At 72.4% G+C, this 22,838-nt stretch carries 21 protein-coding genes, 1 tRNA gene and 1 pseudogene; 16 read left to right on the top strand and 7 right to left on the bottom strand.

Translation table 11 applies throughout. The annotated features are described in order from the left end of the window. Positions 1-27: 27 nt before the first annotated feature. Positions 28-468: pseudogene (locus IEZ08_RS13195) on the top strand (flavin reductase family protein); the annotation flags it as partial. A gap of 83 nt (positions 469-551) precedes the next feature. On the opposite strand, the gene IEZ08_RS13190 reads toward IEZ08_RS13195, so the two are convergent. Beyond that, on the bottom strand, positions 552-1,103 hold the full coding sequence (locus IEZ08_RS13190) for a thermonuclease family protein (RefSeq protein ID WP_068925318.1): 552 nt from the start codon (positions 1,101-1,103) through the stop codon (positions 552-554). Between the two features lie 531 nt (positions 1,104-1,634). Between IEZ08_RS13190 and IEZ08_RS13185 the strand changes: the two genes are divergently transcribed. Beyond that, on the top strand, positions 1,635-2,777 hold the full coding sequence (locus IEZ08_RS13185; protein ID WP_068925316.1) for an XdhC family protein: 1,143 nt from the start codon (positions 1,635-1,637) through the stop codon (positions 2,775-2,777). A gap of 348 nt (positions 2,778-3,125) precedes the next feature. Then, the gene (locus IEZ08_RS13180) at positions 3,126-4,847 is read left to right on the top strand and encodes an FAD-dependent monooxygenase (protein WP_189242219.1); all 1,722 of its coding nucleotides are present in this window, start codon (positions 3,126-3,128) and stop codon (positions 4,845-4,847) included. Here the strand turns inward: IEZ08_RS13180 and IEZ08_RS13175 are convergent. Further along, positions 4,816-5,061 (bottom strand): hypothetical protein, encoded by a 246-nt coding sequence (locus IEZ08_RS13175; protein ID WP_068925314.1) that lies wholly within the window; start codon positions 5,059-5,061, stop codon positions 4,816-4,818. The two genes, IEZ08_RS13180 and IEZ08_RS13175, sit on opposite strands and share 32 nt — an antisense overlap. 231 nt (positions 5,062-5,292) lie before the next feature. On the opposite strand from IEZ08_RS13175, the gene IEZ08_RS13170 reads away from it, so the two are divergent. The 7 genes from IEZ08_RS13170 (at position 5,293) to IEZ08_RS13140 (ending at position 11,415) form a co-directional block, all read left to right on the top strand. After that, a complete protein-coding gene (locus tag IEZ08_RS13170; protein WP_068925312.1) occupies positions 5,293-5,622 on the top strand; it encodes a PadR family transcriptional regulator in 330 nt (109 codons plus the stop codon). Continuing rightward, positions 5,619-6,227, top strand: a complete 609-nt coding sequence (locus IEZ08_RS13165; RefSeq protein ID WP_189242218.1) for a DUF5313 family protein — start codon at positions 5,619-5,621, stop codon at positions 6,225-6,227. The genes IEZ08_RS13170 and IEZ08_RS13165 overlap by 4 nt, the downstream gene beginning before the upstream one ends. Positions 6,228-6,605: 378 nt before the next feature. After that, a tRNA-Glu gene (locus IEZ08_RS13160) sits at positions 6,606-6,676 on the top strand. A gap of 432 nt (positions 6,677-7,108) precedes the next feature. Continuing rightward, entirely contained in the window at positions 7,109-8,698 is a 1,590-nt protein-coding gene (locus IEZ08_RS13155; RefSeq protein ID WP_068925309.1) for a TROVE domain-containing protein, read from the top strand. Positions 8,699-8,934: 236 nt separating this feature from the next. Next, positions 8,935-10,203 (top strand): hypothetical protein, encoded by a 1,269-nt coding sequence (locus tag IEZ08_RS13150; RefSeq protein ID WP_068925307.1) that lies wholly within the window; start codon positions 8,935-8,937, stop codon positions 10,201-10,203. A gap of 127 nt (positions 10,204-10,330) precedes the next feature. Then, a complete protein-coding gene (locus IEZ08_RS13145) occupies positions 10,331-11,224 on the top strand; it encodes an MBL fold metallo-hydrolase (protein WP_068925305.1) in 894 nt (297 codons plus the stop codon). Further along, positions 11,221-11,415 carry a hypothetical protein gene (locus tag IEZ08_RS13140; protein WP_068925303.1) on the top strand — a complete coding sequence of 65 codons (195 nt, stop codon included), beginning with the start codon at positions 11,221-11,223 and terminating at the stop codon, positions 11,413-11,415. The genes IEZ08_RS13145 and IEZ08_RS13140 overlap by 4 nt, the downstream gene beginning before the upstream one ends. Positions 11,416-11,602: 187 nt before the next feature. Here IEZ08_RS13140 and IEZ08_RS13135 read toward each other — a convergent pair whose 3' ends face one another. Both IEZ08_RS13135 and IEZ08_RS13130 read right to left on the bottom strand, forming a co-directional pair. Continuing rightward, positions 11,603-12,772 (bottom strand): zinc-dependent alcohol dehydrogenase, encoded by a 1,170-nt coding sequence (locus IEZ08_RS13135; protein WP_068925301.1) that lies wholly within the window; start codon positions 12,770-12,772, stop codon positions 11,603-11,605. Then, a complete protein-coding gene (locus IEZ08_RS13130; RefSeq protein WP_068925299.1) occupies positions 12,769-13,173 on the bottom strand; it encodes a hypothetical protein in 405 nt (134 codons plus the stop codon). Before IEZ08_RS13130 ends, IEZ08_RS13135 begins: the two co-directional genes overlap by 4 nt. Positions 13,174-13,343: 170 nt before the next feature. On the opposite strand from IEZ08_RS13130, the gene IEZ08_RS13125 reads away from it, so the two are divergent. From IEZ08_RS13125 to mihF, 3 genes are all read left to right on the top strand, one after another. Next, positions 13,344-14,336 (top strand): GlxA family transcriptional regulator, encoded by a 993-nt coding sequence (locus IEZ08_RS13125; RefSeq protein WP_229803083.1) that lies wholly within the window; start codon positions 13,344-13,346, stop codon positions 14,334-14,336. Positions 14,337-14,381: 45 nt separating this feature from the next. After that, positions 14,382-15,797 (top strand): DJ-1/PfpI family protein, encoded by a 1,416-nt coding sequence (locus IEZ08_RS13120; protein WP_068929006.1) that lies wholly within the window; start codon positions 14,382-14,384, stop codon positions 15,795-15,797. 89 nt (positions 15,798-15,886) lie between these two features. After that, the gene (gene mihF / locus IEZ08_RS13115) at positions 15,887-16,195 is read left to right on the top strand and encodes an integration host factor, actinobacterial type (RefSeq protein WP_068925295.1); all 309 of its coding nucleotides are present in this window, start codon (positions 15,887-15,889) and stop codon (positions 16,193-16,195) included. A 49-nt stretch (positions 16,196-16,244) separates the two neighbouring features. Here mihF and IEZ08_RS13110 read toward each other — a convergent pair whose 3' ends face one another. Next, a complete protein-coding gene (locus IEZ08_RS13110; protein WP_189242216.1) occupies positions 16,245-17,567 on the bottom strand; it encodes an NAD(P)/FAD-dependent oxidoreductase in 1,323 nt (440 codons plus the stop codon). Positions 17,568-17,828: 261 nt separating this feature from the next. On the opposite strand from IEZ08_RS13110, the gene IEZ08_RS13105 reads away from it, so the two are divergent. Beyond that, entirely contained in the window at positions 17,829-18,263 is a 435-nt protein-coding gene (locus IEZ08_RS13105) for a hypothetical protein (protein ID WP_068925293.1), read from the top strand. 128 nt (positions 18,264-18,391) lie between these two features. Continuing rightward, a complete protein-coding gene (locus tag IEZ08_RS13100; protein ID WP_189242215.1) occupies positions 18,392-18,667 on the top strand; it encodes a hypothetical protein in 276 nt (91 codons plus the stop codon). Between the two features lie 70 nt (positions 18,668-18,737). Here the strand turns inward: IEZ08_RS13100 and IEZ08_RS13095 are convergent, their stop codons facing one another. Both IEZ08_RS13095 and IEZ08_RS13090 read right to left on the bottom strand, forming a co-directional pair. Beyond that, positions 18,738-19,889 (bottom strand): acyl-CoA dehydrogenase family protein, encoded by a 1,152-nt coding sequence (locus tag IEZ08_RS13095; RefSeq protein ID WP_068925289.1) that lies wholly within the window; start codon positions 19,887-19,889, stop codon positions 18,738-18,740. Positions 19,890-20,156: 267 nt separating this feature from the next. Then, complete coding sequence (locus IEZ08_RS13090; RefSeq protein WP_141704173.1) at positions 20,157-20,906, bottom strand: hypothetical protein; 750 nt, start codon at positions 20,904-20,906, stop codon at positions 20,157-20,159. A 286-nt stretch (positions 20,907-21,192) separates the two neighbouring features. Here IEZ08_RS13090 and IEZ08_RS13085 point away from each other — a divergent pair, with 286 nt between their 5' ends. Continuing rightward, positions 21,193-22,830: an ABC-F family ATP-binding cassette domain-containing protein gene (locus IEZ08_RS13085; RefSeq protein ID WP_189242214.1), complete on the top strand. Its 1,638-nt coding sequence runs from the start codon at positions 21,193-21,195 to the stop codon at positions 22,828-22,830. Positions 22,831-22,838: the final 8 nt, after the last annotated feature.

Genomic DNA, 22,838 nt, shown 5'->3' with positions numbered 1-22,838 from the left:
GAAGGCGCCGGGACCGAGGAGGCTATCGTGCGTTCGCTCCGTGACGCCTTCGGGCAGTTCGCGACGGGGGTGGCGGTGGTCACCACCGCCACCCCGGGCGGGGACCGCGCCGGGGTCACCGTCAACTCCTTCACCTCCGTCTCGCTCGACCCGCCGCTGGTGCTGTGGTGCCTGTCCCGGCGGGCGCCCAGCGCGCAGGTGTTCCTGGAGGCCGGGCGGTTCGCGGTCAACGTCCTGGCCGCGGACCAGGACCACCTGTCGCGGCGGTTCGCCACGCCGTCACCGGACAAGTTCGCCGGGGTGGAGACCCGTCCGCTGCCCGGCGGCCTTCCGGCGCTGGCCGGGGCCCTGGCCTGTTTCGCCTGCCGTACGGTGACCGCCCACGACGGCGGGGACCACCTCATCTTCGTCGGGGAGGTGGAGCACTTCCGCCGCTCGGAGGGTGAGCCGCTGGTCTTCCACTCGGGGGGATACGGCGGGTTCTCCGCTCTCGCGGGGACTCCCGGAAGGGCCGGTCACCGGGAGACGGCCGGTCACCGGGAGACGGCCGGTCACCGGGAGGGGTTCGGCTCCACCGTGTTCGCCGGCCGGTCGCACCGGCCCGACCAGATCCTCAGCCGGTCCTTGCGCGCCCTGGCCTGCTGGATCCGCATCGCCCGGATGTACCGGTCGTTGGAGCGGTAGAGCAGGGCCTTGGCGTACCCGTGGCGGATGAGGTTACGGCCCACGGACAGGCCCTTGTAGTTCCAGGCGTAGAAGAGGCGGCGCCCGTAGTGGTCCCTGGCGTCCCTGTCCCGCAGCAGGTAGACGGGTTTCCCGACAGGCATGAGCCTGGCGGCGTACCTGGTGGAGGCCGCGTACCAGCACCGGCCGGCCTCGGGCGTGTCGAAGCCCAGGAAGCGGATGCGGACGCCCGGGCCGTTCCTGGTCAGCCGGGCGATGATCGTGTCGCCGTCGACGATGCGCAGGACGATCGCCTTCCGCACGCCTTTCGGCAGCCCGTGCGGGGCGGCAGCGGCGGCGGGCGCGGGGGAGACGGTGAGGACGGTGCCGGTGGCGAGGGCGGTGCCGGTCAGCAGGAACGCACGGAGAGTACCTCTCACGGAGAACCTTTCGCTCGCGGAGCGGGAGGACGGACGTCGCGGGCGGGAGATCGCAGGTCAACACCCGTTCCGTGGAAACAGGGCCTCCTTCCCCCGACAGCCCGAACGCAACGGAAAATTCCATCCCGGCTGGTAGCGGCTGTAACGTCCGTCCGCATTGCATGAGGTTCGTACCCGAGGCCCTGGGAAGGGTAATCATCCGACGTACCTGGGATGATTTACCTGGACAATGAGGGGATATGTAAATATTCCGGTTTAATAGCGGCGGATAAGTGCCCCGGTGGCATTCAGGGTGACAATTCCTGCAGGGAAACCGAGGCACTCGGGGGCGCCGGTCAGGGGAGGGCGTCCCGGCCGGGGCGGCACCGGCGCTGTGGACCGCTCCAGGGAAGCGGCTGTCACCGGAAGAGGTCTGTGCCGCAATGCACAGAGGGTCTTTTTGCCGGTTGTGATCTGCGTCTTGACGACCTGAACGTCCGGGGGGAAGTGTCCAGATTGAGGTGGTCCGCTGATCTGTGAGGGGAGCCGGCGGTGCGGGATGTCCTGGACACGATCCTGGAGTGGTACTCGGCGGGGCGGACGTTCGGGCTGGCCACGGTGGTGAGCACCTTCAGGAGCGCGCCTCGTGAGCCGGGCGCGTCGATGGCGGTGTCCGCGGACGGCGAGGTCGTCGGCAGCGTCTCCGGAGGCTGCGTGGAGGGCGCCGTGTACGAGACGGCCCGGCAGGTGATGGAGTCGGGGCGGCCCGTGCTGGAGAGGTACGGCGTCAGCGACGACGACGCCTTCGCGGTCGGGCTCACCTGCGGCGGCGTCCTGCACGTCTTCGTCGAGCCGGTGGACCGCCGGACCTTCCCCGAACTGGCCGAGGTGGCGGCGGCGGTCGCCGGACGGCGCCCGGTCGCCGTCGCGACCGTCGTCACCGTGCCCGAGGCGGAGAGGGGCCCGGGAGCGGACGGGACGTCCGTCGCGGTCGGCGGGCGCCGGGTGATCTGGCCGGACCGCGCCTCGGGCACCCTCGGCGCCGGGGGGCTCGACGTGGCCGTGGACGACGACGCGCGCGGCATGCTCGCGCAGGGGCTGACCGGCGAGCGCCACTACGGGCGGCACGGGGAGCGGCGCATGGACGAGGTCGCGGTGTTCGTGCGGTCGTTCGCGCCGCCGCCCCGGATGCTGGTGTTCGGGGCGATCGACTTCGCCGCGGCGGTGGCGCGCGTCGGCAAGTTCCTCGGCTACCACGTCACCGTCTGCGACGCCCGCGGCGTGTTCGCCACCCGCAAGCGGTTCCCGGACGCCGACGAGGTGGTGGTGCGCTGGCCGCACCAGTATCTCCGGGAGACCGAGGTCGACGGCCGCACGGTGATCTGCGTGCTGACCCACGATCCCAAGTTCGACGTCCCGCTGCTGGAGGTGGCGCTGCGCACCCCGGCGGGCTACATCGGCGCCATGGGCAGCCGCCGTACCCATGACGACCGGATGAAGCGGCTGCGGGAGGCGGGCCTGACCGAGGGGGAACTGGGGCGGCTGCGGTCGCCGATCGGCCTGGACATCGGCGCCCGTACGCCGGAGGAGACGGCGGTGTCGATCGCGGCGGAGCTGACCCAGAGCCGGTGGGGCGGGACCGGGATGCCGCTGAGCCGTACCGAGGGCCGGATCCACGGGACGGCCAGGCCGTGATCCCGTCCTGAGGAAGGAAAAACGGAGAAGGCATTGAGATGTATCGCGTCTTGATGAATACTCGAAGTCGGATATTCGAAGATCTCGCGATGACCGATCCCGGGAGGAGAGACGGAAAGGGCCGATCGGACCGGATCACGACGACCGGTCGGCGATCGGGGATCGGAGATCGGAGAAGGGCCGGTGAGGAGCCGGCCGGAGAAGGAGAACGGCCCCGGCGGGTGCGGCAACACCGCGCCGGGACCGGAAGGTCCCGCGTGGAGGCGAGACCCGGCCTCGTCACAAGGCTCGATCCACCATAACGGGCGCGGCCTCCACGCATCGAGTGCGATCGAAAGTGGAGGCATCATGCCATCGAACTCCGGATACTCCGCCGAGCCGTACGGCACGGCAGGTCCCACGGGCGGGCGCACGCCCGTAGAGCACACCGGCGGGCACCCGTCCGGCGGGCGGACACCCGTCGAGCGGGTACCCGTCCTCGTCGTCGGCGCCGGCTACGCCGGGCTGAGCGCGGCGGCGCTGCTGGCCTGGCGCGGTGTTCCCGTCCTGCTGGCCGAGCGGCACGCCGGGACGTCCGTCCAGCCCAAGGCCTTCGGGGTCAACCAGCGGGCGATGGAACTGCTGCGCCCGGTCCCCGGCCTCGAACGGGCCCTCGTCGAGATCGCGGAGGGCGTCGGCGACGGCGGCATGCGGATCGCCATCGCCTCCAGCCTGAGCGACCCCGAGCCACAGATGATCTTCAACACCCACGAGGGCGACTACGACTTCCTGGCCGGGGTCACCCCGGTCCCGACGGTGGGCGCGCCCCAGGCGCAGGTGGAGCGGGCGCTGCGGGCCGCCGCCGAAGAGCTCGGGGCCGACCTCCGGTTCTCCACCGAGCTCGTCTCCCTGGAGCAGGACGCCGACGGCGTCACCGCGCTGCTGCGCGACCTCGCGACCGGAGTGGAGACGCGCGTGCGCGCCGACTACCTGGTGGCCGCCGACGGGCACCGCAGCCCGGTGCGCGAGCTGCTCGGCATCCCGGTGACCGGCAGGGGAGAGCTGGGCCGGCTCTACTCGATCATGTTCGACGCCGATCTGACCGGGCTGGCCCCCGATCGGGAGGTGACGCTCTGGTACCTGCGGAACGAGACGTTCAGCGGCGTCATCGTCACCGGGACCGGGGTCGGCTCCCACGTGCTGGGCGTCAACTACGACCCCGCCGCCGGCCAGAGCGAGGCGGACTTCACCGACGAGCGCTGCGTGGAGCTGGTACGGCGCGCGACCGGCCTGCCCGGCCTGGAGGTGAAGCTCCTCGACCGGACGGCCTTCGCCATGGCCCACGTCCTGGCCGGACGCTACCGCCAGGGCCGGGTCTTCCTCGCCGGGGACGCGGCGCACACGATGCCGCCGACCGGCGGGCAGGGCGGCAGCACCGCGCTGCAGGACGGCTGCGACCTGGCCTGGCGGCTCTGGCTGGTGATCTCCGGCCAGGCCGGGGAGGGGCTGCTGGACACCTACGACGCCGAACGGCGCCCGATCGGGGCACTCACCGCCGACGCCCAGCTGGCCAACCTCGCCGTCCGGATGCCCCCGGCGGCGCGTGCCGCCTATCCGGAGCCGCTCGCCGACCCGTTCGCCGCGATCCTCGGCTACCGCTACCACTCGGCGGCCGTCGTCGCCGAGGCGGACGACGACGGCTCCCTCCTGGAGGACCCGCGCGAGCCGACCGGGCGGCCGGGCAGCCGCGCACCGCACGTCGCGCTGGAGCGGGAGGGCGGCCCGATCTCCACCCACGACCTGTTCGGCTCCGGCTTCGTCCTGCTCACGGGGGCGGACGGAGGGGAGTGGGCGCGCGCCGCCGCCGCGGTGGCGGACCGGCTGGGCGTCCGGCTCACGCCGTACCGGATCGGCGGTGACCTGACCGATCCGGCCGGGGTCTGGGAACGCCGGTACGGCGTGCGCGCGGACGGCGCGGTGCTGGTGCGCCCGGACGGCTACGTCGCCTGGCGGTCCCGCGAGGCGGCCGGGGACCCGGAGGGCGCGCTCGAAGGCGTCCTCACCCGGGTCCTCGCCCGTCCTGCACACTGAGCCGCTCGAAGAGCTCAAGCGCCGCCCGCCGCACATCGTCGGGGGTGACACCGTCGAGCACGGACCTGGCGTGCGCGAGGTCCCGTGTGGTCGCACAGGTGATCGCCACCGACGCGGCGGCGGCGTGGTCGAGCGATCCGGCCTGCGCGCCGTCGGCGATCTCCTGGGCGGTCGCGGCGAGGTCGAGGTTGTCTCTTTCCTGCGGGACGGTCACGGGCTCCTCCTCGGACGGCGGTGACTGGAGTTCCGGCGGTGGCCGGGTTCCCATGGTGACGGGGATCCCGCCGACGCTGAAGTTCCGGCGGTGACTGGAGTTCCGGCGGTGACTGAAGTTCCGGCGGTGACTGCGAGTCATTGTGATGGTCTCCCGCCCTCGGGGAGGCGGTTTGCGCGATTCATTGCTCAGAGTCTTGCTCAATAGTACGGCTAGCGCTATATATCGGATATGGCGCTACGTGAGCAGAGTTACCTGATCCTGCTGGCCCTGTCCGAGAGCCCGCTGCACGGTTACGGCGTGATCAAGGCCGTGCGGGAGCTGTCGGAGGAGCGGGTACGGCTCGGCGCGGGCACGCTGTACGGCGCGCTCGACCGGCTCTCCGGCGACGGCCTGGTGGCCGTGGTCAAGGAGGAGGTCGTGGCCGGACGCCACCGGCGCTACTACGACCTGACCGGCCACGGCCGCACGGTGCTGGCCGAGGAGACCGCCCGGCTGGCCCGGCTCGCCGCCACCGCCCAGCACCGCCTGAATCTCCGGCCCGCGTGGGAGGCACGATGACAGAGCCTTCGCCCGAGATCGCCGGACCGGGTGGCGTCCACGGCGTCGCCGGCCCCGGCCCCGGCGAGGCGTACGAACGCCGTTGCCGCCGCCTGCTGCGGCTGGCCTACCCGCCCCGCTTCCTCCAGACGCGGGGTGAGGAGGTGCTCGGCACGCTCCTCGACCTCGCCGAGCCCGGCCGGACCCGGCCCGGCGCCCGGACCGTGCTCGACGTGCTGCGCGGCGGCGCGGCGCTGCGCCTGCGCGAGCGCCCGCCGCTGTGGGACTGGGTCCTCTACCGGCTCTTCTACCGGCGGTTGCCCTTCCGCCACCGCTGGTGGGCCCGTGACGACATCATCGGCCGGTTCTTCGTCGAGCGCCTCGTCCTGTCCTGGATCCTCCTGCTCCTCCTGTCGCTGCTGGCACTGAGCGCCTTCGGCGTCACCGTCCACAATGCGCAGATCCTGTTCGGCTGGGCGGCGTCCTCCTACGTTCTCGCCTGGATCGACCGCCGGAGGATCCGGCGCCACCTGCTGGCCAAGCACGAGTTCCACCCCGACGGCTCCTCCTGCGTTCCGCGAACCGATGTCGTGGGAGACGGCGCCGTCCCGCGCCCGACCTCCTGAGCACGTGCCCACGCCACGAGCCCCCGCGGAGGCAGAGGGGATCGTTCTCCTCGGAGCATGGCAGTGGTTCTTCGGGTCTTCGGGTCTTCGGGTCTGACGAGGCAGTACGGCGGAACCGTTCCCGGCGGGCACCACGACGCGGCGCTGCGAGCCGTCTGATCCGCCTGCCTGACCCGCCCGTCTGATCCGCCCGCCCGGTCGGCCCGCGAATAATCAGATGTGATTCCGGGTGATCGTCGCTACCGTTGAAAACGTCGCAGGTGCGAAGGGACCGGCTACTTCTTTTTGGGAAAGAAACCGTGCCGGGCTCGATTCCGACCTCTGCGGCGCAGGAAGACGACGAAACGAACAACGAACTAAAAACGAATATCTGCTTCCCCGGTGCGAAGGCGACGGTTACTTCTTCTCCTCTCAAGAGCGAGACGCGGGTTCGAATCCCGCCGCCGGCTCCGGCCGGTGTCGACCAGCGGCCCAGGTCACGTGGACCCGTCACCGACTCCGATCTCGGGGAAGCCTCAACTTCATACGCACCTCCCGGTGCGACGGCGGCGGATACTTCAAGGTTCGATTCCTTACACCTCGGCCTTCGGGGCGGAGCCCGGTGGCGGGCAGCGCCGCCGCCATTCCGATCTCGGGAGGAACACCGCTTTCAGAACGCGCCCGGTGCGCAGGCGAGGGATACTTCCACTGTTGACGGGGTGGTTGCCGGTTCGAGTCCGGCCGGGGCCGCCGCGGCCCCGTAGCTCAATTGGCAGAGCACCTGTGTGCCTTCGCCGCCTCGATCTCGGGCGCGTTCCCGGTGAACTCGGGTTCCTTCCTCCGTCCGTCCCGGAAAACCCTCAGAAGCCTTCCGGAAAATCGTGGAAAGGAGCCCGCGCCCAATGTCCAAGTTCAACACGTCCGCAAAGGGGAGCGCCCGCTCCGCCGTCTCCAGTCCGATCAGCACCGAGCGCACGCCGTCCGGCCGCACCCATGAGGGCGCCCCCGGATACGCCCGGGACGCCAAGAGCGAGCTCTTCCTCCTCGCGGTGTCGAACATGGTCGGCGAGGACACTTTCTACGAGAAGGCCGGCGACCGCGACGAGCGGTTCCGCACCCTCGTGCACCGGGTCGCGGTCGAGGACGGCGCGTGGATGGCCCGCTTCCTGCCGTGGCTGCGCGGCGTGGCGAACATGCGCACCGCGCCGATCGTCGCCGCCCTGGAGTCGGTCCGGGCGCGGCTGGACGCCGGGCGGCACGGCCTCAACCGGCAGCTGGTGGACAGCGTCCTGCAGCGCGCCGACGAGCCGGGGGAGGCCCTCGCCTACTGGATGGCCCGCTACGGCCGCGCCGTGCCCAAGCCGGTCAAGCGCGGCATCGCCGACGCCGTCCGGCGGCTGTACGGCGAGCGCAGCCTGCTCAAGTACGACGGCGACGCCCGGGGCTTCCGCTTCGGCGACGTGATCGACCTCGTGCACCCCGCGCCGGCCGCGGACAAGCCCTGGCAGGGCGAGCTGTTCACGCACGCGCTGGACCGCGGGCACGACCGGGACAAGCCGATCCCCGAGGCGCTGACGACGCTGCGTGCCCGCGCCGAGCTGACGGCTCTGCCGGTGGGGGAGCGCCGCGCCGTGCTGGCCGACCCCGGCCGGCTGGCCGCCGCGGGCATGACCTGGGAGGCGCTCGCCGGATGGCTGCAGGGGCCGATGGACGCCCGGGCCTGGGAGGCGGTCATCCCGTCGATGGGTTACATGGCCCTGTTGAGGAACCTCAGGAATCTCGACGGGGCGGGCATCTCCGACGAGGTCGCCGCGCGGGTCGCCGCCAAGCTCGCCGACCCGGGCGAGGTCGCCCGGTCGCGGCAGCTGCCGTTCCGGTTCTACTCCGCGCACCGGACCGCGCCGTCGCAGCGCTGGGGGCACGCGCTGGACAGGGCGCTGACGCTGGCGACGGGCAACGTGCCGTCGTTCGGCGGCCGGACCCTCGTCCTGGTGGACACCTCGGCGTCCATGAGCTCGGGCGGGATCTCCGCGCGCAGCACGGTCACGCCGGTCCAGGCCGCCGCGCTGTTCGGTGTCGCGCTCACCGCCCGCGGTGAGCGGGTCGACCTGTACGGATTCGCCGACGGCGTGTTCCGGCACAGGATCGGCCGCGGCGCGTCCGTGCTGAAGGAGGTGGAGCGGTTCTGCGCGCGGATCGGCGAGGTCGGGCACGGCACGCAGATCGCCGACTCGGTCCGCCGTACCTACGCCGGGCATGACCGGGTCGTCATCCTGTCCGACATGCAGACCATGAGCGGCTACCACGGCGGCGGCGTCACCGACGCGGTCCCGGCGCACGTCCCCATGTACGGCTTCAATCTGCAGGGGTACCGGAACGCGGCGATGCCGACGGGCTCGGGGAACCGTCACGAGTTCGGCGGGTTCTCCGACGCGACGTTCCGGATGATCCCGCTGCTGGAGACGGGCACGGGAGCGGGCTGGCCGTTCTGAGCGGTCCCCACCGTTCTGGGCGGTGTCTGTTGCTCTGAGTGGCTTCTGCCGTTCCGGGCGAGCCGGCCGTTGCGGCCGGGTGCCGCGGGGGAGCGGGTGCTCCCCCGCGGCACCGGACCGTGCGCTCGTGTCTCTCTCGTAACACATACGGGTGGCCGTTTGGCGAACAGGACATCGTCGTTCTGGAATGATCCTCCTGGTATCCCGTAGGACAGCGAGCTGACGGACCAATACTGATGCCCCTTATCGATGAGATCGCCGCTTATGTGACCGAAAAGCCGGTCGGGGCCGCCATCATCTGCGTGGCCGCTCTGATCATCCTGGTCGCGGGCTATCTCATCGTCCGCGCCGCCGCCCGCGTGGCGACCCGGCTCTTCCACCGCTACGTCGCGCCCCGCCCGGTGGAGGACATCCTCACGATCGTGGCCGCCAGCATCGCCACCGGTGTGTCCGCCCAGGGCATGTGGCGCTTCTCCAGCGACGTCCTCGGGTTCGACGGGCCGCTGCGGCTGCTGCTCTTCGCGTTCATCGAGGTCGCCGTGATCACCAGCGCGGTCCGGGCCCGGCGCAACATGCGGGAGAACTTCTCGGCGGGCATCGACGGCATCGCCGTGTGGGCGCTGACCTGCCTGACCGCGGTGCTGTCCAGCATGGACGCCCGCAGCCCCGCCGAGGCCGTCTTCCGCCTGGCCGCCCCGCTGGTGGCCGCCTGGCTCTGGGAGCGCGGCATGGCGATCGAGCGGCACCGCATCACCGGGCGGGGGCGGATCCACTGGCGGGTGACCCCCGAGCGCCTCCTGGTCCGCGTCGGGCTGGCCGAGGTCAGCGACCGTACGGCGAGTGAGGTGGACGCCCACCGGCGGCTGACCCGGGTCGCGCTGGCCGCGAAGAAGGCGCGCGCGCTCCGTGAGGCCGGAGCGTCCGAGCGGAAGATGCGCGCGGCGCTGGCGAAGCTGGACCGGGAGATGGACCGGGCGGTGGAGCACACCGGGCTGGCGGCCGACCCGGCCCGCCAAGAGGCGCTGCTGGCGCAGATCGGGGCCCTCTACAACACCTCCGCCCTGATCGACCTGCGCCCACCCGTCCCGTGGGCCCCCGAGCCGGAGACCTCGACGGCCTCGCCGGCTCCGTCCCCGGCGCTCCCCGCCGCGGGGGTCTTCGACGACGACGACGAGGAGGTCGAGGCGGTCGCGGCGGAGGACGCCGCGCAGCTCCTCGACCCCGCCCAGCGCGCGGCCCTGATCCGCGCGGCCCGGGAGTACTGGGACAAGCAGATCGAGCGCAGGTTCGTCCCCCGCGCCGCCGACCTGGCCCACGAGACCGGAATGCCGTTGTCCACCGCCCGGGAGTGCCGTGCCCAGTGGAAGCTGGAACCCCGGGCCCACGCGCTGATCGAGGCGGCGCGCGCGCACGGGATCGTCGACACCGGGACCTTCCCGGCGATCGAGGTGCCCGAGCCGGCGATGGCGGTCAACGGATCGGGCCCCGGCACCGCCTCCGGATGAGGTCCGGCCCGCACGACGGCTCCGTCCTCGGACGGCGGGCATGGTGGAAATCTGTGGATTTCCACCAGGTCGGCAGGGTGATCAGTGGTCTCCGGGGTAAGTAGGGCTCCCGGAGATAGGAGGGGCCATGACCGATCCTGAGGCCGCAAGCGTTTTCTTCATCGGGAACGCGACCACACTGATCCGCTACGGCGGGTTCACCCTGTTGACCGATCCGAACTTCCTCCACCGCGGCCAGCGGGCCTACCTGGGCTACGGGCTGAGCTCCCGGCGGCGTACCGATCCGGCGGTGGACATCGGGGAACTGCCGGCGCTGGACGCGGTGGTGCTGTCTCACATGCACGGCGACCACTGGGACCGGGTGGCTCGCCGGGGTCTGGACAAGGACGTCCCCATCGTCACCACCACCCAGGCCGCGGGCCGGCTCCGCCGCCAGGGGTTCGGCCAGGCCCGCGGACTGAACACCTGGCAGCAGCACGAGCTGCACCGGGGCGACCGCACGCTGACGATCACCTCGTTGCCGGGATGCCACGCGCCGAGCCCGCTGCGGGCGCTGCTCCCGCCCGTCATGGGCAGCATGCTGGAGTTCTCCCGCAACGGGCGGGTGGAGTTCCGCCTGCACATCAGCGGCGACACCCTGATGCACCGGGAACTGGAGGCGATCCCGCGCCGGTATCCCGACATCGACGCCGCCCTCGTCCACCTGGGCGGGACCAGGGTCCTCGGCACGATGGTGACCATGGACGGCAGGCAGGGCGCCGACTGGGTCTACCTGCTCAACCCGCGGACCGTCATCCCGGTGCACTACGACGACTACGAGGCGTTCACCTCCCCGCTCGACGACTTCCGGCGCGAGATCGAACGGGTCCGGATGGCCGACCGGGTGCGCTACGTCGCCCGGGGCCAGACCGTCCACCTGCCCGTACGGCCGAGGCGGCAGGGTGACTGGGTCACGGTCGGCACGGAGATGGGAAGCGGACGGGCAGACGGAACCGGACGGGGAGAGGGGAGCGTCGCATGACCGAGACGGACCCGGAGTACACGCCGGATCCCGCCGTGCCGTACGAGCCTCCGGCCCAGGTGCCGGATGATCGTCAGGAGTCGGCGGGGACCGACGTCCCCGACGGGGAGGACCCGACCGGTCCCCCCGCGGACGTCCCCGACGACCGCAAGGCCGCCGGCCGCTCGGAGATGCCGGACCCGGAGGGGTGACCGCAGGAGAGGTCGTCCGGGCTCCGAAGCGCCTCCCGGGACCGAGGGGGCCCGCGGGACGGGTCCCGGGAGGCGTGGAGCGCCGCGGCCCGGAGGGCTCCGGGCCGCGGACGGTTCAGGTGCCGAGCCCCGCGGGGCTCGGACTCCGAGCCTCGGACGACGGTTCAGGTGCCGAGCCTCGGACGGCTCAGGGGGTGAAGACCGCGCGGACGCAGCCGTCCTCCTTGTTCTTGAACATCTCGTAGCCGCGAGGGGCGTCGTCCAGGGCCATCGGGTGGGTCAGCAGGTGGCTGGCGTCCACCTCTCCCCGGGCCATGCGCTCCAGGAGCATCGGGATGTAGCGCTGGCCGTGCTGCTGGCCGCTGCGCAGGGTGAGGCCCTTGTTCATCACCGCGCCCATGGGGAACTTGTCGACGAACCCCAGATACACGCCCAGCACCGAGACGGTGCCGCCCTTGCGGCAGGCATGGATGGCCTGGCGCAGGGGGAGACCCCGGTCGGTCTGCAGGCGCACCGCCTGCTTGACCCGGTCGTAGGCGTACTGCGCGCCGGTGCCGTGTCCCTCCATCCCGACGGCCTCGATGCACACGTCGGGACCCCGGCCGCCGGTCATCTCCTTGAGCGCGTCGAGGACGTCGACCTTCTCGTAGTCCAGCGTCTCGGCGCCCGTGTGGCGGGACGTCATCTCCAGACGCTCGGGGAAACGGTCGATCGCGATCACCCGCTCGGCGCCCAGCAGGAAGGCGGCGCGCGCCGCCATCTGGCCGACCCCGCCGCAGCCCCACACGGCGACCACGTCGCCGGGCCGGATTCCGGCGATGTCCGCGCCCATCCACCCGGTGGGCACGGCGTCGGAGGCGAACACCGCGCTGGCGTCGGGCACCCCCTCGGGGACCGGGAAGGCGTTCACGTCGCCGTACGGCACGCGGACGTACTCGGCGTGGCTTCCGGCGAAGCCGCCCATGGCGTGGGAGTAACCGAAGATGCCCGCCGTCGCGTGCCCGTTGAGGGTCTCCAGGAACCCGGGGTCGGGGTTGCTGTTGTCGCACAGCGACCACATCTCCGCGCGGCAGTTGCGGCAGCGGCCGCAGCCGATGATCGAGCACACGACCACCCGCTCGCCGACCCGGCGGTCACGGACGTCCGGGCCCGTCTCGACCACCTCGCCGAGGAACTCGTGCCCGATGACGTCCCCGGCCATCATGGTCGGCACGTATCCGTCCAGCAGATGCAGGTCGGACCCGCAGGTCGAGCTGGCGGTGACGCGGACGATCACGTCCTGGCGGTTGAGGATCCGGGGGTCGGGGACCTCCTCCACCGCGACCTCGTTGACTCCGGTCCAGCACAGCGCCTTCATCGCACCCCCCTCCTCATCAGCTGCCGGGACACCGGGATGGCGGCGCGTCCCAGCACGGTCCGGTGTCCCTCCGGCTGGCCCTCGACGCGCAGGACCTCGCCGGTCTCCAGGAACTGCTTGAGCGCCCGGACCTGCTCGCGGGCCTTCCCGTCCGCGGCGTGTACGGCGATCTCCGTGCCCCGCCCGCCGGGCGCCGGCGTGATCCGTACCTCGTGGTGCTCGGCCAGTCGCCCCAGGGCGTCGGGGCGGTTCTCGCCGCTCAGCTCTCCCGGGTCGCAGTCGACGGTGACGGCGAACCACTCGGCGGGTCCGGGCCGCACCGCCTTCCGCCTGCGGTATCCGGCGGCTATCGCCCCTCCCGCCGCCAGCGCGGCCAGACCGAGGCTCTTCTTCGCGACCATGCGCACCTCCTCAGGTCGTCAGGCACCCCGCCATGCCCCGCGTCCCGGGGGACAAACCGGCGACCGCGTCCCGGAGCGCCCTCCGGCCCGGACCGGCTGACCTGATCCGTCCGGTACCGGGCCGACGCGACCCTGAGCGCATCCGCCTCGCGCGGCCTAGCGTGGAGGTCGTGAAGGTGAAGCGGGGCGGTGGCGGACGGGTGGTCGTACTGGTCCTGCCGGAGGTGAATCTGCTCGATCTGGCCGGTCCGGTTCAGGCGTTCGACGCGGCGGCCCACCTGGGGGCGCCGTACCGGGTGGAGTACGCCGCGGACACGCCGGAGGTGGTGTCGGCGCAGGGGCTCCGGTTCGCCGGGCTGGGACCGCTGGGAGAGACCGGGCAGGGCGATCTCGTCCTGGTGCCGGGGCACCGGGTGCGCGCGCCCGCGCCCGGGGAGCTCATGGTCTCGGCGACGGTGGTGGAGTGGCTGCGCGCCGCCTGCCGCGCCGGGGCCCGGATCGCCTCGGTCTGCAGCGGGGCGGCCGCGCTCGGCGAGGCCGGGCTGCTGGACGGCCGCCGGTGCACCACCCACTGGTCGCTGATCGACGCGATGCGCCGGCGCTACCCCGCCGCCCGGGTGCAGGACGCGGTGCTGTACGTCCACGACGGGCCGGTGAGCACCAGCGCCGGGATCTCCACCGGCGTGGACCTGGCGCTCTCACTCATCGAGCGTGACCACGGCCCCGAGCTGGCCGCCGCCGTCGCCCGCCAGCTCGTGGTCTACCTGCGCAGGTCCGGGACGGACGGGCAGATCAGTGTGTTCCTGCAGCACCGGGCGCACCTCAACGCCGCCGTCCACCGGGTGCAGGACCACCTGGCGCAGAACCTCGGCGCCCCGCACACCCTGGCCGAGCTCGCCGCCGTCGCGAACCTGTCGCCGCGCGGACTGAGCCGGGCGTTCACCGCCACGATCGGGATCACCCCCCTGGAGTACCGGCAGCGGCTCCGGCTGGAGCTGGCGGCGACGCTGCTCGCCGAGACCGGCCTGACCGTCGAGGCGATCTCCGCCCGGTGCGGGTTCCGCGACCCGCGCCACTTCCGGCGCCTGTTCACCACCCGGTACGGCATGCCGCCCTCGGAGTCCCGGCGCGGCCCCGGCGCCGGCCGCCCCGCCACCCGCTGACCGGCGGCCCCTCCCGTATCCACAGTCGCATTCAGGAGAGTCATGATGTCCCGAGCGTTCCTCCGCCATGCCCGCACGCCGCTGCGTGTCGTGTCCGGTCTCGCCCTGGCCGCCGCGGTCCTGGCCGGGGCGGGAGCGGCCGGGGTGACGGCGACGATGCGCGAGAGCTTCCCGGCCGCGCCGGCAGGACCGCCCGCGCGGGGATGGCCCGCGCCGGAGCCGGTCGAGGAGGGGCGCACGGTCGTCGCGGTGGTGCTCGGCACGACCGGCTCGGTGGTCGGTGACGTGCTGCCGCCGTACGAGGTGTTCGCCCGGTCCGAACGGTTCGCGGTCTACACCGTCTCCGAACGCCGGGAGCCGGTGGCGCTCTCCGGAGGTCTGCACGTGCTGCCCGACCACACGTTCGACGAGGTGGGGGCGGGCACGGCACCGGAGCCGGACGTGGTCGTGGTGCCCGCGGTGGTCCAGCCCCGGGGGGAGCGGGAGGCGCCGCTGCGCGCGTGGATCACCGGGCAGGCCGGGCGCGGCGCCCGGATCCTCGGGGTGTGCGCCGGCTCCGACCTGCTGGCCGCGACCGGTGTGCTGGACGGCCGCGCCGCGACCTCGTTCTGGGACCGGATCGGCTCGCTCCAGTCGGCCTATCCGCGGGTGGAGTGGGTGCGCGGCCGGCGCTACGTCCAGGACGGGCCGGTCACCACGACCGCCGGGGTGACCTCGGGCATGGCCGGGGCGCTGCGGCTGGTCGAGCAGCTGGCCGGGACGGAGGAGGCCGGGCGGATCGGCCGTGACCTGGCCTACCCCGGGTGGTCGCCGGGCGGGCCGACGGGGATCCCGGTCAACGCCCTGGCCCTGGCCGACCTGCCGTACGGGCTCAACGCGGCCTTCCCGTGGGGGCGCCCGTCCCTCGGCGTCGGGCTGGTCGAGGGCGTCGGCGAGACCGACGCCGCCGCGGCCTTCGAGATCTACTCGGGCACCTCCTTCGCCGCCCGCGCGGTTCCCGTCGCCGCCGGGCACACGGTCAGGACCCGGCACGGGATGATCCTGGTCGCCGAACCGGCGGGGGCGGCGACCACCCCCGTGGACCGGCTGGTGGTGCCGGGCGCCCGGAACCCGGGCGAGGCGGGCCCGGAGCTGACCGCCTGGGCGGCCGGGCGCGGCCTGACCGTCGAGCTGCCGCACCGCGACCGCGCACCGGGGGAGTCGGCGTTCGACCCCGTACTGCGTGACCTGGCCGTCCGCGCCGACCGGGCGACCGCCGTGGCCACGGCCAAGTTCACCGAGTATCCCGCGGCCCACCTCACGCTCACCGGAACCGCCTGGCCCTGGCGCCCGACCGTGTTGTTCGTGCTGGTCCTGGCGGTCGCCGCCGGCGCCGCGTCCCTCCCCTCGCGGGCCGTCCGCCGCCTTCTGGGGCGCGGCACCCGCCGTTTCCTGCGGCGGGGCGCCGTACGGCGAGCCTGACCATTTCCGCTTGCTCGGAGAGCACGCGTGATTACCCTGGTCGTTGTGGGTAGCAGGATGGTCACGCCCACGAAATGAAGGAGTAAACCATGGCTCTCCCCACTCTTACCCCCGAACAGCGCCAGGCCGCCCTCGCCAAGGCCGCCGAGACGCGGGCGGCCCGCGCCAAGCTGCTGGCCGACGTCAGGTCCGGCGCGATCTCCTTCAAAGAGCTGCTCGACCGCGACGACGACATCGCCAAGCGCATCAAGGTCTCCCAGGCGCTGCGCGCCCTGCCCGGCGTGGGCAACGTGAAGGCCGCGCAGCTGATGGCCAAGGCCGACGTGGACGAGGCCCGCCGCATCGGCGGCCTGGGCGCCCAGCAGCGCCGCAAGCTGATCGAGGCCACGTCGCGGTAACCGGGTCCGGCCCGCTCCGCGGCGTGGCCGGCCACCCGCCCGTGGCCGGTCACCCCGCCCGGTGTCCGGGCTCCGCAGGCTCCGTGGACTCCGCGAGCCCTGCGAGCTCCGCGAGCTCCACGAGCTCCGTGGGTTTCCTGAGCTTCGCGGGTTCGGCGAGGTCCGCCAGTACGGCCTGTGCGGCTCGACGCCCGGAGACGAGCGCGCCCTGGATGGATCCGGTGTCGCGGTGGTCCCCGCAGACGTACCGGCCCGGGCCGAGCCGGACCGGACGCCGCAGCGGCATCGGCGGCGACATCGCGGGCAGGGCGGCCTCGATCGGGTACGTGGCGATGTGCTCCCACGAAGCGGTGGTGCCGTAGATCTCGTCCAGCCGGGCGCGCACCCGTGGTTCGTCGGCGTCCGAGACCGTACCCAGGACCGAGGTGGCGATCAGCGCCCGGCCGTCCGGGGAGTAGGCGGGGGCCGCGTCGGTGAGGACGAGCGTGTCGGTGATCACTCCGTCGGCGTCCATGACCTGGGTGGGCTCTCCCAGGGGAGATTCGGGCGCGGCGTGGTAGAAGGTGGTGACGGCGCGCATCGCGGGCGCTTCCAGCCCCGGGACCAGGCGGGCCGCCGTCCTGGGGTCGGTGGCCACGACCACCGCGTCGGCATGGATCTCCTCGCCCCCGGCGAGCGTCACCCCCTCCCCGGTCACGGCTTCGACGGGGGTCTCCAGCGAGATCGCCTTCTCGGGGAGACGGCCGGCGAGCTGGGCCGGGGCCTGTCCCATGCCCAGCGCGGGCAGGCCGATCGTGCCCCGGGCGAACGAGCGCCAGAACAGGTGGAAGATCCTGCTGGAGGTCTCCAGCTCCCGTTCCAGCAGCACGCCGGAGAGGAAGGGGCGGAGCAGGACTTCGATCATTCTGGGGGAGATGCCCCGGCTCCGGAGCTCCTCGGCCGTGGTGCGCTCGGGGCCGCCCTTGAGCACGGAGGCGGGCAGGGCCATGTCGCGGGCGGTCAGCGCGGCGAGGGCGGCCTTGTCGCGGATCGAGCCCACGTCCGCCAGGGCGCCGCTGAGAGCGTGCCGGGGATGCCTCCAGGGAAGCATCACCCGCTCCTTCTTCCCGCCGTGGAAGACCAGCAGTCCGGAGCTGAACGCCCGTACGTCCAGCGCACCGATGTCGAACACGCGGCGGCACTCGGGATAGGCGGTGTTGAAGACCTGGAATCCGCGATCGAGACGGAAGCCCTCGACCAGGTCGGTCCGCATCCGGCCGCCGACCCCGTCGGAGGCCTCCAGTACGCGGACGGCGACTCCCGCCGCGCGCAACCGCAGAGCGCAGGCCAGGCCGGCGAGGCCCGCACCGATGACGATCACATTGCCGGGCATGGCCCCACTCCCGTCGACAGCGCGGCCGGCGTACGGGCGGCTCCTGCGGAACGCCGGCGATGATTTATGGCTTTTCCTGACCTGGCAGGGGGCGGCCAAACCCGCGGGGGCCGCGGAACCGCTGAGCCCGCGGAACCACTGAGCCCGCGGAACCGTGGAAGCACAGAGCCCGCGGATCCGGCGGAGCGTGCGGGGTCGGGGGAGTTCGGAAAGATCGGCCCGGTGAGGACTACCGCACGTCGTGCCGGGTACCGCGGCGTCATGAGCGAGGACCGTCCTGACCCGCAGCACCGCAGACCCGAAGGCCTCGACGACGCCACCGTCGAGGCGCTGGGCAAGTTGTCGGAGGCTTTGGAGACGACCGAACGCGCCCGCGGGCACCTGTACACCTTCCATCAGCTCACCGGTCACGCCGACCTGATGCTCGACGAGGCGGTGGAGCTGCTGCGCGCCGCCGGGCACGGGGAGTACGCCGACGCGGTCTCCGCCGAGCTGATCGGGCGCAACGTGATCGAGGGACGCTGGACCTTCCAGATCGTGGAGGACTACGACGACGGCTACTACCGCTGCTTCCGCCACCTGGAGGAGCGCGTCAGGAACGCGCTGGCGGGCGGGCGCCGCCACCTCTACGAAGCCGAGATGAAGGAGCAGCGCCGCACACGCGGCCGTCCCGGGCACGAGGCCCGGCCCGACTGAGCCACGGGACCGGATCCCCGTCTGACTGATCCATGACCGGATGCCCCGCCCGGCCGGTCCGCGGGACCGGGACCGTACCCGGCTGATCCCGAGGGTGTGACGTGCCCCTTTCGGGGGAGGGGGCCGGTATGAACGACGAACGTGACTCCGCCGAGACCCCCTCCCCGCAGCCGGAGACGGAGAGCGGGCGGTCGCCGCGCGAGGACGGCGACCCGCCGGCCACCGCTCCGGAGGCGGCCCTGGGTGAGAGCCGGACCGTGGCGGCGCGATCGGGGGCCGACACCGGCTTCCCCGACCGGCCGCTCCCGGCGGATCCGGTCGATCCCTCCCCTCCGGAGGGCGACGCCGAGGCGGCCGGGGACGACACCGCGACCCCGGAACCGGAGATGGGCCCGTCATCCTGACCATGGAGCCCCCGGGAGCCCCCGGCCGAGGGGGCCGGGGGCTCCCGGGCGGAGTCCTCGGACGGGGTTCTCAGACGAAGGCGCCGAGCCCGGTGATCGCGCGGCCGACGATCAAACTGTTGATCTCGCGCGTGCCCTCATAGGAGTAGATCGCCTCCGAGTCCGCCACGAACCGGCCCATGCCGTAGTCGAGGACGATCCCGTTCCCACCCATGATCTCGCGGCCCCAGCCCACGGCCTCACGCATCCGGGCCGTGCAGAAGGCCTTGGCCATGGCCGAGTGCTCGTCCCGGTAGACGCCCGCGTCCTGCAGCTGCGCCAGCCGGACCACCATGCCGAGCGAGCAGGTGACGTTGCCCAGCATGCGTACCAGCAGGTCCTGCACCAGCTGGAAGCCCGCGATCGGCCGTCCGAACTGCTCGCGCTCCCTGGCGTAGGCCAGAGCCGTCTCGTAGGCGCCCATCATGCAGCCCACCGCCTGCCAGGCGACCCCGCCCCGGGTCTGGCGGAGGATGGCGGAGGTGTCGCGGAAGCTGTCGGCCCTCTGCAGGCGGTTGGTCTCCGGGACCAGGCAGTTGGTCAGGGTGATGTCGGCGTTCTGCACCGTCCGCAGAGCGATCTTGTTCTCGATCTTCGTGGCGGTGAGGCCGGGGGTGCCCTTCTCGACCACGAATCCCTTGACCTGCCCGTCGGCCTCGTCCTTGGCCCAGACCACGATCAGGTCGGCGAAGGTCGCGTTTCCGATCCACCGTTTGGCGCCGTTGAGCACCCAGGTGTCGCCTTCGCGCCGGGCCGTCGTCCGCAGGCCGGCGGCCACGTCGGAGCCGCCCTCGGGCTCGGTCAGGGCGAAGGCTCCGATCTTCTCCATACCGGCCATCGGCGGCAGCCACCGGTCCCGCTGCTCCTCCGATCCCAGCCGGTCGATGCTCCCCATCGCCAGCCCGTTGTGCACACCGAAGAACGTGCCCATCGACGGGTCGACGCGGTTCATCTCCAGCACCACGAACCCGGTCAGCAGGCTCCGGGCCCCCCGGTACGGCAGGCCCGCGATGTCCAGCTTGGCCAGCTCCGGGATGAGGTGGTGCGGGAACCGGGCCTGCGTCCACATCTCGTCGGCCACCGGCGCGACCTGCTCGGTCATGAACTGCCGCACCCGGAGCAGGACCTCCTTCTCGGCTTCGTCGAGCAGGTCGGCGTAGTCGTAGAAGTCACCGGTCGTCATCGTGTCGTTCTCCCCTCTGCGGCGTGTGCCCGCTCCTCTGCCCACGGGGGAGGACGTCAACCGGGGCGACCGCCGGGGTGATCACCGGCCCGGGGTGCCGGCGTGCCCGGCCGGGGCCGACAACACGTGAGGCCCGGGGGCGACCCCGGGCCTCACCTGTCATCTACTCATCATCTACTCATCGACGGACCGGTGGCCTCGCGGCCATCGGTGATCGGGCCCCGCCGGTCGCCTCCCGGCCACCGGTCAGAGTCCCGAGCCGATCGGTCACCGGTGCCAGCGCAGCACCTTGACCCAGTCCGGGCGGCTGGAGCTGTCGTCGAGCCTCCGGTCGCCGTCGAAGACGGCGCGGAACTCACCGCTGCGGTACGCGCGGGTCTTGGCGCTGAACTTGCCGTCCCACCGGGTGTCGGCCGAGGTGACGTACTTCCAGCCGCTGTGCTCGTTGCGCCGGTAGTAGATCTCCACCTCCTCGTTGCGCACCCCGTGCCAGTCGCCGTGGCGGTGGGCCAGCAGACGACCGGAGAAGTAGAGCGTGCGGCCCTTGCGGACCGGCTCCGGACCGGCGTCGAATCCGACCAGGCGGGTGTCGGCCTTCCTCCAGCCGTGCACGTACTTGACGGTGAAGCCGGCCGTGTCGGTCAGCTTCTTGCCGTCCTTGTCGTACGCGTCGGCGGTGGCGATCCAGCGGCCCCGGTAGTCGGACTTGTCGAAGCTGGTGACGAAGCGCCACAGCTCGCCGTCACGGTCGAGCTTGGCCTCCTTCGCCACGAGGGTGTGAGGCTCGTCGGTGTCCGGCCGGAGGCGGAGCTCGACGCGCTCCGCCGCGGTGGTGCGGACCTCGATGACGACCCTCGCGTCGCGGTGGCCCCGGACGACGACGGGGTTCGGGCTCACTTCACTGATGTTCACACTGAGCTCGGCCTGGGTGGCGGAGGCCGTACCGGCTCCGGCGACCAGGACGAGGGAGGCACCCGCGGCGGTGGCCAGGGCGCCGGCGGCGATTCTCTTGAACAAGGTCATTCCTTTCCCCGTTGCTTCGGAAGCGACGCTCGGGTGATCGCTTCCGTTCGGTTAACGCGCGGGTACGAAGGGAGAGGTGAGATAAAAGCTCCGTAAATCAGGCGTCAAGTATCTAAATGATCACGATTTGGTCGCAAGATCGCAGGTCGACTGAGATTTTTTCGGGAGGGCCCGACCGCCGGAAAAAACCCGGAAACTGTCCGATTTGCCGGGAATATGAGTTGTGGGGAGCTTCGAAACCCGTTCGGCATCCGCGCCGGAGGCCGGTAGCGTTCCCCTCATGAGCGCCACCATCGTCGCCAAGGACCTGGCCGCCGGACACGGTGATCGCGCCCTGTTCTCCGGTCTGGATCTGGTCGTCGCCCCGGGCGACGTCGTCGGCCTGGTCGGCGTGAACGGGGCGGGCAAGTCCACCCTGATGCGGATCCTCGCCGGGCTGCTCCCTCCCGAGCACGGGGCCGTACGGCTCAGCCCGCCCACGGCGACGGTCGGCTACCTCCCTCAGGAGCGCGAGCGCCGGACCGGTGAGACGGTCGCCGCCTTCCTGGCCCGGCGGACCGGGGTGGCCGACGCGCAGCGCGCCCTGGACACCGCGACCGAGGGGCTGGTCGAGGGCCGCACCGGAGCCGACGACGAGTACGCGGTCGCACTGGAGCGGTGGCTGACCCTGGGCGGAGCCGACCTGGAGGACCGCGCCGCCGAGGTCGTCGCCGACCTCGGCCTGTCGGTGAGCCTCGACCGCCCGATGACGGCCCTGTCGGGCGGCCAGGCCGCCCGCGCCGGCATGGCCTCCCTGCTGCTCAGCCGCTACGACGTCTTCCTGCTCGACGAGCCCACCAACGACCTGGACCTGGACGGCCTGGAGCGGCTCGAACGCTTCGTCACCGGCCTGCGCGCCGGGACGGTCCTGGTCAGCCACGACCGCGAGTTCCTGGCCCGGACGGCCAACCGGATCGTCGAGCTCGATCTGGCCCAGCAGCAGGTCCGTGCCTACGGCGGCGGCTACGAGGCCTACCTCGCCGAGCGTGAGGTCGCCCGGCGGCACGCACGCGAGGAGTACGAGGAGTACGCCGAGAACGTGGCCGAGCTCAAGGCCCGCGCGCTGAAGCAGCGCAACTGGATGGAGAAGGGCGTCAAGAACGCCCGGCGCAAGATGCCCGACAACGACAAGATCGGCCGCAACGCCCGCGTCGAGACGACCGAGAAGCAGGCCGCCAAGGCCCGCCAGACCGAGCGGCTGATCGAGCGCATGGAGGTGGTCGAGGAGCCGCGCAAGGAGTGGGAGCTGCGCATGGAGATCGCCGTGGCGCCCCGGGCCGGGGCGGTCGTGGCGACGCTGCGCGAGGCGGTCGTACGGCGCGGCGCGTTCACCCTCGGCCCGGTGGACCTCCAGATCGGCTGGGCCGAGCGGGTGGCGATCACCGGGGCGAACGGCTCGGGCAAGACCACGCTGCTGGCCGCCCTCCTGGGCCGCCTCCCGCTTCAGGGGGGTCACGCCGCCCTCGGTCCCGGCGTGGTCGTCGGCGAGGTGGACCAGGCGCGCGGGCTCTTCCTCGGCGAGGAGGCGCTGCTGGACGCCTTCGCCTCGGCCGCGGGCGGGATGGTCCCGGCGGAGGTCCGTACGCTCCTGGCCAAGTTCGGCCTGCGCGCGGCCCACGTGCTCCGCCCCGCCGCGACCCTCTCCCCGGGTGAGCGCACCCGGGCCGCCCTCGCGCTGCTCCAGGCGCGGGGGGTGAACCTGCTCGTCCTGGACGAGCCGACCAACCACCTGGACCTGCCCGCCATCGAGCAGATGGAGTCGGCGCTGGCCTCCTACCCGGGCACGCTCCTGCTGGTCACCCATGACCGCCGGATGCTGGAGGCCGTCCACACCACCCGCCGTCTCCACGTGGAGGACGGAAAGGTCAGGGAGGTCTGAGGCGACCT

It is taken from the genome of Planobispora rosea (assembly GCF_014648175.1).
GTDB lineage: Bacteria > Actinomycetota > Actinomycetes > Streptosporangiales > Streptosporangiaceae > Planobispora > Planobispora rosea.
The sequence above is the reverse complement of the archived record's forward strand: the minus strand, read 5'-3'. Positions and strand labels throughout refer to the sequence as shown.